11 protein-coding genes and 3 riboswitches are annotated in these 12,099 nt (G+C 49.1%); of the genes, 1 reads left to right on the forward strand and 10 read right to left on the reverse strand.

Annotated elements, in window-relative coordinates; genetic code table 11:
- Positions 1–11 precede the first annotated feature (11 nt).
- A riboswitch (purine riboswitch) is annotated at positions 12–112 on the reverse strand.
- An 81-nt stretch (positions 113–193) separates the two neighbouring features.
- Positions 194–403 carry an NETI motif-containing protein gene (locus tag GLV97_RS06665; protein ID WP_160839264.1) on the reverse strand — a complete coding sequence of 70 codons (210 nt, stop codon included), beginning with the start codon at positions 401–403 and terminating at the stop codon, positions 194–196.
- Positions 363–941, reverse strand: coding sequence for a DUF2179 domain-containing protein (locus tag GLV97_RS06670; RefSeq protein ID WP_160839266.1), 579 nt, complete (start codon positions 939–941; stop codon positions 363–365). Before GLV97_RS06670 ends, GLV97_RS06665 begins: the two co-directional genes overlap by 41 nt.
- A 147-nt stretch (positions 942–1,088) precedes the next feature.
- Here GLV97_RS06670 and GLV97_RS06675 point away from each other — a divergent pair, with 147 nt between their 5' ends.
- Positions 1,089–1,514, forward strand: a complete 426-nt coding sequence (locus GLV97_RS06675; protein WP_160839268.1) for an Hsp20/alpha crystallin family protein — start codon at positions 1,089–1,091, stop codon at positions 1,512–1,514.
- An 87-nt stretch (positions 1,515–1,601) separates the two neighbouring features.
- Here GLV97_RS06675 and GLV97_RS06680 read toward each other — a convergent pair whose 3' ends face one another.
- The 8 genes from GLV97_RS06680 to GLV97_RS06715 all read right to left on the reverse strand — a co-directional run bounded on the left by GLV97_RS06680 (position 1,602) and on the right by GLV97_RS06715 (position 12,087).
- Positions 1,602–2,936, reverse strand: a complete 1,335-nt coding sequence (locus GLV97_RS06680) for an NCS2 family permease (RefSeq protein ID WP_160839270.1) — start codon at positions 2,934–2,936, stop codon at positions 1,602–1,604.
- Between the two features lie 149 nt (positions 2,937–3,085).
- A riboswitch (purine riboswitch) is annotated at positions 3,086–3,188 on the reverse strand.
- A gap of 79 nt (positions 3,189–3,267) precedes the next feature.
- A complete protein-coding gene (gene guaA / locus GLV97_RS06685; protein ID WP_160841516.1) occupies positions 3,268–4,806 on the reverse strand; it encodes a glutamine-hydrolyzing GMP synthase in 1,539 nt (512 codons plus the stop codon).
- Positions 4,807–4,934: 128 nt separating this feature from the next.
- Positions 4,935–5,036, reverse strand: a riboswitch (purine riboswitch).
- Positions 5,037–5,071: 35 nt separating this feature from the next.
- A complete protein-coding gene (locus GLV97_RS06690; protein WP_160889348.1) occupies positions 5,072–7,267 on the reverse strand; it encodes a transglutaminase TgpA family protein in 2,196 nt (731 codons plus the stop codon).
- A complete protein-coding gene (locus GLV97_RS06695) occupies positions 7,267–8,532 on the reverse strand; it encodes a DUF58 domain-containing protein (RefSeq protein ID WP_160889349.1) in 1,266 nt (421 codons plus the stop codon). The genes GLV97_RS06690 and GLV97_RS06695 overlap by 1 nt, the downstream gene beginning before the upstream one ends.
- Entirely contained in the window at positions 8,529–9,494 is a 966-nt protein-coding gene (locus GLV97_RS06700) for an AAA family ATPase (protein WP_160839276.1), read from the reverse strand. Before GLV97_RS06700 ends, GLV97_RS06695 begins: the two co-directional genes overlap by 4 nt.
- Positions 9,495–9,887: 393 nt before the next feature.
- Positions 9,888–10,613 carry an SDR family NAD(P)-dependent oxidoreductase gene (locus GLV97_RS06705; protein ID WP_160839278.1) on the reverse strand — a complete coding sequence of 242 codons (726 nt, stop codon included), beginning with the start codon at positions 10,611–10,613 and terminating at the stop codon, positions 9,888–9,890.
- Entirely contained in the window at positions 10,610–11,854 is a 1,245-nt protein-coding gene (locus GLV97_RS06710) for an ANL family adenylate-forming protein (protein WP_160889350.1), read from the reverse strand. The genes GLV97_RS06705 and GLV97_RS06710 overlap by 4 nt, the downstream gene beginning before the upstream one ends.
- On the reverse strand, positions 11,851–12,087 hold the full coding sequence (locus tag GLV97_RS06715; RefSeq protein ID WP_337192739.1) for an acyl carrier protein: 237 nt from the start codon (positions 12,085–12,087) through the stop codon (positions 11,851–11,853). The genes GLV97_RS06710 and GLV97_RS06715 overlap by 4 nt, the downstream gene beginning before the upstream one ends.
- Between the last annotated feature and the right edge of the window lie 12 nt (positions 12,088–12,099).

Below are 12,099 nucleotides of genomic sequence, written 5' to 3' on the forward strand. Positions count from 1 at the left end.
CGGCCGGGCGCCGCTGACATAACTCCCCCCATAGTCCGGGACTTTACGGTTCCCAGGTAGAGACGTGCGGGCCATATCCCCGCCTTATATGAGGTCGTCTATGCAATTCTATCTTTATCATATCAAGAATATCTTCCAGCTGTCAACGCCATTGTCGAACAATGACTTTTTACGAGTGGTTAATTGTTCGGTTTTAGTGCTTGACCGCTTGAAATACGATCGTTTTTCCTACAGGCTCCATGACTTTTTCCCCGTTTCGGATTTCTTCACGGAAAATCGGCTCTTCCATGCGGCGGACCGGCATGTAGCCTTGCTTCTTCATACGATCGAGGCAATCATCGATCGTTTCATTTTCCTGGACTTCAAAACGCATTTTGCTGTTCCTGCTGTTCTTTTTGGGCATCGCGGATCTTTCCTCTCTTTACAGACTTCACCCAGAAGCCTCCGTGGATCTGCTTTGGTTCATAGGCAACAATGAAGGCTTTCTGGTCAATCATACGGATCGTTTCATATAAACTGAGCTCGTATTTACGCGGAGTCAGGATCTGCATGGCCAGACGGTCCCCCTCCATGCCGTATGCATACCAGCTCGTCACCCCGTACCCTTTTTCCCGGAGCTGACGGGTGAATTCGATATCCGGGTTCGAGGAGATGACGTTAACTGTAATATACCCGAGGGCGAGCTTCTCTTCAATCTTCATACCGACAATCACACCTGTACCGTAACCGACGGCATAGGCAATGACATTTTCAATCTGGTCCAGACGATCAAGAACGATGCCCAGTCCGTAAATGTACGTGACGATTTCAAACATTCCGATAAACGCTGCGAAATAACGCTGTCCTTTTAATGTAAAAATCATGCGGAGAGTGAAAAAGGATACATAAACGATGTTCACCGCTAATATGATGGCGATGAGCACAAGTGGGTTTTCAAACAATACAGACAGCCTCCTTTGCCCGGGGTTGCGATTACGAAAAATACGGACACCCGGACCGGTTCTCTTGCATACACTATAAACCATGAGAATAAAGGGGCACAACCGCTTTTCACCGCAATTACAGACAAATATTGGAGGTGCAGGCTGATGGACCAGTTCAAGGATTGGAAAGGAAACTTCGACCGCTTCTTCGGCCAGGAATTCTGGGGTGGCTTCGAAGGGATGATGAAGCCATCCATACCAGCTGTGAACATGTATCAGTACGACAATGAACTGCTCTGCTTCGTCAATATTCCCGGGATGGACCACCCGAAAAATGTCGATGTTCTCGTCGACCATGCCACGTTGACATTGAAAGGGAAAATTGAGATCAACAACCGGGGCGGACATCAGATCAAATCAGAAATTGCGGACGGAACATTCGAACGTTCCATCGACCTCCCCTACCCCGTACGGCACGACAAAATTGAAGCCACCTACAGGCACGGGCTGCTGGTCATCCAGCTCCACCGCCACATCCCGAACTCGTCAAGACAGAAACCGATCACCATCAGACACCTGGAGGATGAATAAAACCGGCGCCTGAAAAAAGGCGGCCGGTTTTTTTATACCTTGACGGGGAGGTCATAAAAGAGTGCGGAACTCTTTTCATAGACATCCTTATGCAAGGAAGATGAAATATAAAACGAAAATGACAAAAAGGAAATACATGATCGGGTGGATTTCCTTGGCCCGTCCTTTTAAAATCATCGTAATCGGATAGAAGATAAAGCCGATCGCAATTCCGGTCGCAATGCTGTAAGTCAACGGCATCGCTGCGATCGTAAAGAAGGCAGGTACAGCAATTTCAAACTCATCCCAGTCAATACTCTTCAGCGTCGACGCCATCAAAACCCCGACAATGATCAAAGCCGGTGCGGTCACTTCAGCCGTTACAACAGCAAGAAGCGGAGAAAAGAACAGAGCCAGGAGGAAGAATCCGGCGGTCACGACAGAAGCAAAGCCCGTACGTCCACCTGCTCCGACACCGGCGGTGGATTCAATGTAGGACGTCGTCGTCGATGTCCCTACCACTGCACCGACCACGGTAGCGGCGGAATCGGAGAACAGTGCACGGTTGGCTCTTGGCAGTTTATTCTCTTTCATAAATCCGGCCTGAGTCGCTACAGCGACCAGCGTACCAGCCGTATCGAAGAAGTCGACGAACAGGAACGTCAAAATGACAACGAGCATTTGAATGGTGAAGATATCACCGAAATGCGTCAGCGCAGCTCCGAACGTCGGTGCCACACTTGGCGCCGGGCTGACAATCCCGCTCAACCCGGACGGCGGATCGATCAAACCTGTGAAAATCCCCATCAGTGATGTGAGCACCATTCCGTAGAAAATCCCGCCCTTTAACCCGACAGCAAGCAGGATGACGCTGACGATGATTCCGAAAACAGCCAGAAGCGTCGGACCGGCAGTCAGATCCCCAAGCTGTACAAGGGTCGCATCACTGTTCTGCACAATTCCGGCATTTTGAAAGCCGATAAAAGCTATAAACAACCCGATTCCCGCTCCAACTGCAAGCTTAAGGTTTCCTGGAATGGCATCAATGATCATCGTACGCAGGCCGGTTACGGTTAACACAATAAAGATAAGTCCAGAAGCAAGTACGCCGGCAAGCGCGGTTTCCCAAGGAATGCCGAAGCCGAGAACAACCGTATACGCGAAGAACGCGTTCAGCCCCATACCGGGAGCAAGAGCGATCGGATATTTCGCAAACAAACCCATAATCAACGTACCTACTGCTGCTGCTACGGCTGTAGCTGTGAATACGGCTCCCTTATCAATCCGGGTGACTCCTTCAGGAAGAGCCTCAATGCCGTCCAGCGCAAGTGTAGACGGGTTGACGAACAAAATGTAGGCCATAGCGAGAAACGTTGTCAGCCCCGCCATGAATTCAATTCGGTAGTTCGTCCCCATTTCTTTAAACTTAAAAAACTTACTCATGTATAAATCCTCCCCTTTTTTGTCTTCCGTCGTCTTACTTACCGGGTCTCTCTGTATTTTTTCGACCCGTCTCCCAAAAAAAAGACACTCCGGATAAAATCCAGGAGTGTCTGTAGATACGAGGATAAACGGACGTCTGCACGTGCAGGCAGGCGTCCATTCACCAGCGTAGTCAGACCAATTTACGGCGGTCTGGTAGAAACTCATGGGCCTTATCCCCAAAATTATACGAAGGTGATGCGTTATTGAATTGTCTTCATCTTACAATGTTCGACAAAGGTTGTCAACATCATTTCCGAACATTAAACGAATAATTAAACCGAATGTTCGATTATTCCCACTCGATCGTTGCAGGCGGCTTACTCGTCACATCGTACACGACGCGGTTGATGTGGTCGACCTCATTCACGATACGTGTGGATATTTTCTCAAGCACATCCCACGGAATACGCGCCCAGTCCGACGTCATACCGTCAATGGACGTAACAGCACGGATACCGATCGTATAGTCGTAGGTACGCTCATCCCCCATGACACCGACAGAGCGGATGTCCGGAAGCACTGTGAAATACTGCCAGATGTCGCGGTCCAGACCCGCTTTTTTAATTTCGTCGCGGAGAACAAAGTCAGATTCTCGTACGATTTCCAGTTTCTCCTCTGTCACTTCCCCGAGAACACGGATAGCCAGGCCGGGCCCGGGGAACGGCTGACGCCAGACGATATGTTCAGGTACACCAAGCTCGGTGCCCAGAGCACGCACCTCATCCTTGAACAGCGTATTCAAAGGTTCGATGAGCTGGAACTCCATATCTTCCGGAAGGCCGCCGACATTGTGGTGGGACTTGATCGTCTGCGCCGTTTCTGTACCGCTTTCGATAATATCGGTATACAGGGTTCCCTGCGCAAGGTAATCGATGTCCTTCAGCTTTTCCGCTTCATCATCAAACACATAAATGAACTCATTTCCGATGATTTTCCGTTTCTTTTCCGGATCCGATACACCATCAAGCTTGCTCATGAAACGTTCCTTGGCATCAATTTTAATAATGTTCATGTTAAAGCCGTCGCCAAGCGTACGCATGACATCATCCGCTTCATTTTTACGAAGCAGTCCGTGATCGACGAAAATACAAGTCAGCTGATCTCCGATCGCCCTATGGATCAACGCAGCTACAACAGAAGAGTCCACACCACCGCTTAACGCGCAGAGTACTTTACGGTCGCCTACCTGCTCACGGATTTTTTCCACTTCCATTTCAACGACGTGTTCCATCGTCCAGTCGTCCTTCGCTTCACAGACGTCGAAAACAAAGCTGCGCAGAAGGTCGTTTCCATACTCGGAATGGCGGACTTCCGGGTGGAACTGCACACCGTACATCTTTGCCTCCTCATGACTGATGGCAGCAACAGGGCAGGAGCGGCTCGTCGCATCGACACGGAAGCCTTCAGGAGCTTCGATCACTTTGTCACTGTGACTCATCCATACGGCCTGCTCTTTTGGTGTCTTGCGGAACAACACAGGGTCTTCTGTGATGTGGATGTCGGCTTTTCCGTATTCGCGTTCCTTAGCCCGCTCCACTTTTCCATTGAAATGATGCGTCATCAGCTGCATGCCGTAGCAGATGCCGAGCACCGGGATGCCCAGTTCAAATATCTGCTCATCACAGCGGAAGCTGTTTTCCCCGTACACGCTGTTCGGCCCACCAGAGAGAATGATACCGCTCGGGTTCATCTCTTTGATTTTCTCTATGCTCATCTTGTGTGAATGCAGTTCACTGTAAACTCCGAATTCGCGGATTCTTCGTGTAATCAACTGGTTGTACTGGCTTCCAAAGTCCAGCACAAGAATCATGCCTTGTACGTTTTCCATAACTGTTCCACTCCCTGTACCTGAATTGGTGCTGCCTGGTTCTCTCTTCCCGTGCCATAAAAAAATGGACTCCTGCCTCTTGTACGTCGCATACAACGAAGGCAGAAATCCATCCATGTCAAGACATGTCATGTGACTTCCACCTTCATAGTCAGGGCATTTACGGTGCCCCGGTAGAGACTTTCGGGCCTTATTCCCGAGGATATACGAAGGAAGAACTGTATCTGATAATTTTCACTTATTCTATCAACCGTCTACGAAGGAATCAAGACAATGCCTTTTTAATTAAATTTTCCCATAATTCCGTTACTTTCCGCCACTGAGCCTGCTGGGGTTCATTTCCATAGATCACACGCTCATAACTATTCGTCAGCCGCTGCATTTCATTGGACTGGAAGTGCTGGTCGACTTTCATGGCATAATCACGGAGGGTTTGATCCGGCTTCCGTTTCAATCCCTTATGATTCAGCACTTTCAAAAGAAAATGATACGCCTTTTCATACGTCTCTTCAGCTTCGCTGCGGCGGTAGCGCCGGATCAGTATCGCAGCCATCCACCGGTAGCGGGTGACATAAAGAAGGATGCCGGCAATCAAAATGATGATCCCCGTCAGAACCGTCGTAAAGATCTTCGATCCGGAAGAGGAGTCTATATCCGAACTGCCGGATTCCGCCTCTTCCTCCTCCACCTGCTGCGGACTGCCCATCATATCATCTTCGGTTTCATCCTCCGTTCCTGCTGCCGGATCGTCTTCCGTATCCTCCACATCGACATCCGTGTAAAAATCAGCGTTGTTACTGAATCCCTGGGTCGGCTCAAACGGAACCCAGCCGACATCAGGGAAATACACTTCCACCCAGGAGTGCGCATTTCCACTAGTGACTTCATACACATTCTGTACACCGTCACCAGCGTCATTTTCGATGGAATCGATTCGTTCACCGCCTGTGAAGCCTTTCACCCATCGTGCGGGTATCCCTTCAGATCGGAGAAGGACGACCATGGATGTCGAGTAGTTGTCACAGTACCCAATCTGAGATTCAAACAAAAATTGATCGACATAGTCTTCGTCATCACCGGGTACGGGAACATCCGTCGTTGAATACTCAAAGCCGTTCGCCGAAAAGTAACGCTCTACAGCCTTGGCCTGGTCATACCGATTCTCTTCTCCTTCAACGATCTGGGAGGCCAGATTACGGACACGCTCCGGAAGACCATCCGGAAGCTGCAGGTATTGATCCTGGATTTCCTGTGGATCATTATTTCCAGATTCACGCAGCTGGCTGTACTCAAAAGAAGGGAACTCGTATGTCAATTCAGCTGTGTTGATTTTTGCGGGAGCATCGCCCTGGTACGTATCCATCTCCCCTGTATGGTTGTGAACGCGGAGATTAAAGTCATCCCCGGCAGTCTCCAACGATGTGATTCCATAGGGATAGACCAGCTTTCGAAACGATGCGAACCTCGTCATTTCTATCTGCGCTGTCTGTGTTTCGGTTTCCACTTCGTCCGTGAACGTGGAAAACGGAATGTCAGAAGGGGCCGCTGTGGTGACCGGCTGCTCCAACGTATCCGTCCACCCTTTTCCTGTGTACGTATCCTTCGATTCAATCCGCCAGTAGCGGTCCCCGTCAACGGTCGCTGTGAAAATCGGCGTGTCGTCCTGCACGAACGATCCACCGAGCTGGCTGTCATCCTCGCCATACCCAACTTTCTGGACCGTCCGACCTCCCCCGGACCCTGCACCACCAGCGGCGCTTTCCAAATATGGAACCGGATCGGGCCACTGCGGAGCAAACTTCGGAGACGCGTAAGCCGCTGCGGAGGAGAACAAAATCACCCCGATCAGGGGGAGCAGCCATACTTTGGCTTTATGAAGCCCTTTGAACAAAATGGACTCTTTATCCATTTCTTTGGCAAAGCTCGAAAGACCGATGGCAGCCATGCCGATGACGAATGTCCGGATAATCGCCCAGCTGCCATCATACACCGTAAATGTGTCAACAATGGCCACGAACAAGATCGTCAAAAGCACGAAAAAGAACATCCGGCGCGCAATGACGAACCAGTAATAAAGAAGATAGCTCATGAGCCATAGTAAAATAAGAAACAGCAGACTGCGGAAAAGCGGTGTCATCTGCCACCATTCCTGACCACTGATCATTTGTATATTAAAAACGACCTGTTCATAAAGGACCGCGAACCAACCCGGAGAAAAGATCATCTCCCCGATGTAAAGTCCGTCCAGAATAAACGCCACACCCAGCCCCTTTAAAGGCATCGACAGATACCAGGGGACTTGTAAAAAGGAAACAAAAAAACAGAACGCCGCAAAAATAAAGAAAATCCTGACGTCATCCGTCTGGGAAATCATTTCAAGCGGACGGAGCCATTCACAGAACAAAAGAAAACCAATGCCATAGAGGATCATCCGGTACACGGTTGATTGACGGTCCTGCATTATGTGTTCACCTCGAATTCCTTTTGTGTCATCTGTTCTTCGGATAAGAGGTTGACGACAATACCCCGGCTCTTCAGCTGCTTGATCAGCTGATGGTCCTGGAAGGTCAGCCGTTCATGCGGGCGGACATAAAAAAAGACAAGCCGCTTGCTTTTCTTTGCCAACTTCATAAGCGCCGCCTGGACATCCCGGTCCAGCTGATGGCTGACGACCATAAGCAGAACACCACTGGGCACAGAGGGGCGTTCCCGTTCGAGCTGACTGGCAAAGGACAGCTGTCCGACCGGCCTTACACGGGCCAGATGCCCCTGGATCTGCTGCTGACGCGCGGGATCCTGATGAAAAGGGAAGTGTCGGCGGTCTTCACCGAGCGTCATGAACGACAGTGGAGAAGACTGCTGATCAAACTCTTTCACGAGGGAAGCCGTAAATTCAACCGCTCCTTCAAAGCTTAAAATGTCCATACCCTGATGGAAGCCCGTATTTAAGATCATCAGCATTTCCACGCTTTTTTCCTGTTCGAATTCTTTCGTCATCATTTCGTTTTTCTTCGCTGTCGTTTTCCAATCCACCCAGGCAAAGCGGTCGCCCGGCATATATTCACGGACCCCTGTGACGATGTTGGTATTTTTTTCATTGAGTTTAAAGGAAGGACTCGTCCCCTGTTCAAAGCTGTAGACGCGGTCTTTCATTTTCACAGGACGCACGTATGGAAACACGAGGAGTTCATTGGTGTGCTTATACACCTGTTCTTTTTTGACAAATCCGAAAAAGTCCCCCGTTTTCACACGAACCGCCTTGAATGTGTGGGCCCCGCGCGGTACTTTTGGAAGTTCATAGCGGTACGTAATCCGCCGGCTGAACCAGGGAAAGACCACTTTCTTGATATTCCTCTGTTCGTAAAAGGGCTCCGCTTTCGTCATATCCTTATATTTATCGAGGTGTTCATCCACCTTTTTCAACGATGGCGGGAGATATTCCTCAATCACACAATAGTAGATCGGAAAGGGGAACCGCCGCCTCAGCGTTACTTCCACCTCCACGGTTTCCCCGCCAAGCGCATAACGCTTCGAGAGCTGATGCTGCACCTTCCACTTCTGAATGGGATAGAAGAGCACACCAATCATGTAGAGAAGAAAGGGGAGAAACGCATAGAATAGAAACCAGCTTACAAATCCGCCTTGAAACATGGCGTACGAAAAGAGGGCCGCAAACAACAGAACAACGACAGCCCCCTTGGCAGCAAGGCTGAACGCCTGCCTCATTCCCCGGTCGTCCTTTTCACAGGAATTGAAGTAGCCGTCAACAGTTCCTCAATGATGGAAGCTGACGTTTTCCCTTCAAACCTTGCTTCGGATGTTAAAATCATCCGGTGGCCGAGCACATACGGAGCCATAAACTGCACATCATCCGGAAGCACGTAGTCACGGTCGTGCACAAACGCGTAGGCTTTGGAGGCTTTCATTAAGGAAATCGATCCCCTCGGACTCACACCTAAATACACACCCTCATGCTCTCTTGTGCCTGTAACCAGATCGACGATGTAGCGGTTGACGGAGCTGTCGACATAGACCTGGGCCGTTTCCTGCTGAAGACCCACGAGCTCCTCTCTCGTAATAACAGAAGAGATCTCTTCAATCGGGTGGCTGCTGGAGGTGCGAGCCAGCATCTCCATCTCCTGCTTTGCGGTGGGATAGCCCATTTCCATTTTCAAAAGAAAACGATCCAGCTGGGCCTCTGGAAGTGGGTAGGTTCCTTCATATTCAATCGGGTTCTGCGTAGCCATCACAAAAAACGGCTCCCCAAGCTGCACCGTACTCCCATCAACGGTAATGCTGGTTTCCTCCATCCCTTCCAAGAGGGCGGACTGCGTTTTCGGTGACGTCCGGTTGATTTCATCAGCCAGGACAATGTTTCCCAGTATCGGACCCGGCCGGAACTCGAACTCCAAAGTCTTCGGATTATAAATGGAAACACCGGTCACATCTGACGGCAGCAGATCCGGTGTAAATTGAATTCTCTTAAAGTCACAATCCAAGGATTTCGCCAGCGTTTTGACAAGCATCGTCTTCCCTACTCCCGGAACGTCCTCAAGCAGGACATGCCCCTTCGCCAGCAGGGCAACAACACTCAGCAGTGCTGCTTCTTCCTTTCCAATCATCACTTTTCTAATATTATTAAGGACTTCCGTTACTTTCGGCTGATAGAGAAACGTTTGTTGTGACATTTGATGTACCCCTTCCTCCCTGACGCACTATTTTTCAGAATTATCACGCTCATTTCCACTATACTATATCCCTATCTATTGAACAAAGGAAAGAAGCTGATGGGAAAAGTAAGAATAAAAGGGATCTATATCCTTTTCAATAAAAGTTAAAAAACATTATATATGTAATAAAACGAATCTAAAGACCTACGGTTTTTTCGGACAATTTAGTTAACTTATCCCCTTTAATATGGTATCTTTAGTTTGAGCCATCTGAAGTAGAGATATAAAAGAACATAAGAGACGAAAGTTTGTATAGGTATAGGTGGCGGAGGCTCCAGCATTCAGCTGGAGCTTACTTATGGGTTTAGCAGCCCCGGCAATAAACCGCAGATCCAAGGGATCTGCGGTTTATTATATTGTTCCATTATCTACATGTATACCTGTACCTGTGATTGAAGACGACTGCTCAGATAAAAGAAAGAGAACGGTACTGACAACACTGGCAATCTCCGTTTCTTTTTTCATCGCGTTCCTTTTGTAAATTCTATCTTTCTGCTCATCTGTTAAAGACGCACTCATAGCTGTATCCATAAATCCAGGGATGACACAGTTGGAACGGATTCCCCGAGCTCCCCATTCCCGGGCCATATTTCTAGAGAACGCTTCGATCGCTCCTTTGGTCGATGCGTACATGCTCAATCCTTTATAGCCTGTGTGTGCACTGATCGAAGAGATGTGAACGACCGATCCTTTCGTTTTGTTCAAAAGCATATCCCGTATGACGTATTTAGTCAGATGCATCGGCGCCAGTACGTTGATCCGGAACATTTTCTCAAGCGGATCGACGCGGAGGTTGGAAATGATGTCATCATAAGCGGAAGCTGAATTGTTCACAAACCCATAAAGCACGCCCAGCGGTTTCAGCTTCTTTAAATACAACGTTTTGATTCCTTCTACATCATCTAAATCGTAGCAGAGATGCACAAATCGATCTCCGCCAAGCTGCTGCAGGTCTTCCACTTCCGCTCCCTTCGAACGGCTGATGCCGATCACGCCATATGTCCCTTCCAACAAAATCCTTCTGGCGATTTCCTTCCCCACTCCTCTGGATTCCCCTGTGACGATGATCCACTTCATTCTCTGACCTTCTTTCCCGTGCGGGTTTTCCGGATCTCTTCGACAAATGTCAGCATCCGCGGTACTTTCCACGGCTGAAGTGTATCTGCTGCATGCTTCCGAACCGCCTCCTTCACTTGATCCTCTTCAGCGTCTGCCGCCTTTACGAGTTCAGCGGTGAGCAGGTTTCCGGTTACACTATTTTTCTTCCCTTTCACCACCGCATCCTCTACTCCCGGAACCGCCGTCAGCACAGCTTCGACCTCCAGCGGATTTACCCTGTACCCTCCGACATTAATAAAATCGGAATTTCTGGATACAAAAACAAATTGATTTTCACCGATTTCCTGTACAACATCTCCGGTATTGAGCCATTCTCCAACGTCCGCTGCATTTTCCAGCGCACCGACTAACGAATGGTGGATGAGCAGCTCCTGATGTTCATTGATTTTCACCAAGTCTTTGATTGAGGAGGATAAAGTGAACGTGCGGCCGTTTCCGGCAAATACGCTCCCGGCTTCTGTGGACGCGTAGACATTCCTGATTTGGGCATGAGGGAAGGTTTGCTTCATCTTTTCTGATAATCGTTCGTCAAAACCTTCGCCTCCAAAAGTGACGCGCTTCACGCCCGGGTAAACTTTAGACTGAAGCCGTGGAAAAATATTGCGGTAATAGGTGGCTGTTGCGGATAGATGGGTAATTTGATAGTGATCGATCAGATCAGGGAGCTGCTTCTGCTCTTCACCAAAAGCATAAATCATTGGATTTTTGTTGTTGAAGGCTTGAAAAAAGACCTGCAGGCCGGCCATATGCGTCGGGTTATAAGCAAATCCCCACACCTGATTTTCCCATCGGCTGCCGGTTTTCACCTGCCGGGTTAACGCGTCATAACGGTGGGTCACTTTTTTTGGGCGTCCTGTTGTACCTGACGTATATAAGGAAAGGGTCCAGTTTTTTGGACGAAGAAGGGCCGTGACATCCTCATAGGACGGCGGATGTTCCGACCGTCGATCAATGAGGGACGGCTGAAGGTCAGCCGATTGAATGCCCATCTTATTTAATTCTTCTTCAGAAAAATCCCCATCCAGGAGCTCCACCGGATAGTCGAGCCACAGGCTGTGGACGACGCTCACAAAGATTTGGTATGGTTCATTCCCCTTCACGAAAATCCTGGAACATTTCTTTCCCCTGCTTCCCACATCTTTCAGCAGCTGTTCGTACGTATAATGACATCCTCCTGCAGCCAGAAAAAGATCTTTCATGACTGCTGATGTCCCTCTATTTTTTTAACGACATCGCCTATGGTTTCGACAAGACCGTCCTCGAAAATGTCCACGCTGAATTCACTTTCCACCCGGACGGTTAATTCAGCGAGCATCAAGGAATCCATGTTCAAATCGTCCCGGAGATGCAGATCCGGATCCAGGCGGTCAGGCGCGGAAAGACCATTATCTTGGAACATATCCATAAAGATCTCGGCTAGTTTTTCCTGCACGTCTATTCCCCT

It is taken from the genome of Halobacillus litoralis (genome assembly GCF_009856355.1).
Taxonomy (GTDB): domain Bacteria; phylum Bacillota; class Bacilli; order Bacillales; family Halobacillaceae; genus Halobacillus; species Halobacillus litoralis_B.

What these genes read in the sequence shown, in the direction of transcription:
- GLV97_RS06680 (WP_160839270.1), bottom strand. Translation starts at nt 2,936, where the DNA reads ATGAGTAAGTTTTTTAAGTTTAAAGAAATGGGGACGAACTACCGAATT.
- GLV97_RS06690 (WP_160889348.1), bottom strand. Translation starts at nt 7,267, where the DNA reads ATGCAGGACCGTCAATCAACCGTGTACCGGATGATCCTCTATGGCATT.
- GLV97_RS06700 (WP_160839276.1), bottom strand. Translation starts at nt 9,494, where the DNA reads ATGTCACAACAAACGTTTCTCTATCAGCCGAAAGTAACGGAAGTCCTT.
- GLV97_RS06675 (WP_160839268.1), top strand. Translation starts at nt 1,089, where the DNA reads ATGGACCAGTTCAAGGATTGGAAAGGAAACTTCGACCGCTTCTTCGGC.
- GLV97_RS06705 (WP_160839278.1), bottom strand. Translation starts at nt 10,613, where the DNA reads ATGAAGTGGATCATCGTCACAGGGGAATCCAGAGGAGTGGGGAAGGAA.
- GLV97_RS06665 (WP_160839264.1), bottom strand. Translation starts at nt 403, where the DNA reads ATGCCCAAAAAGAACAGCAGGAACAGCAAAATGCGTTTTGAAGTCCAG.
- guaA (WP_160841516.1), bottom strand. Translation starts at nt 4,806, where the DNA reads ATGGAAAACGTACAAGGCATGATTCTTGTGCTGGACTTTGGAAGCCAG.
- GLV97_RS06710 (WP_160889350.1), bottom strand. Translation starts at nt 11,854, where the DNA reads ATGAAAGATCTTTTTCTGGCTGCAGGAGGATGTCATTATACGTACGAA.
- GLV97_RS06695 (WP_160889349.1), bottom strand. Translation starts at nt 8,532, where the DNA reads ATGAGGCAGGCGTTCAGCCTTGCTGCCAAGGGGGCTGTCGTTGTTCTG.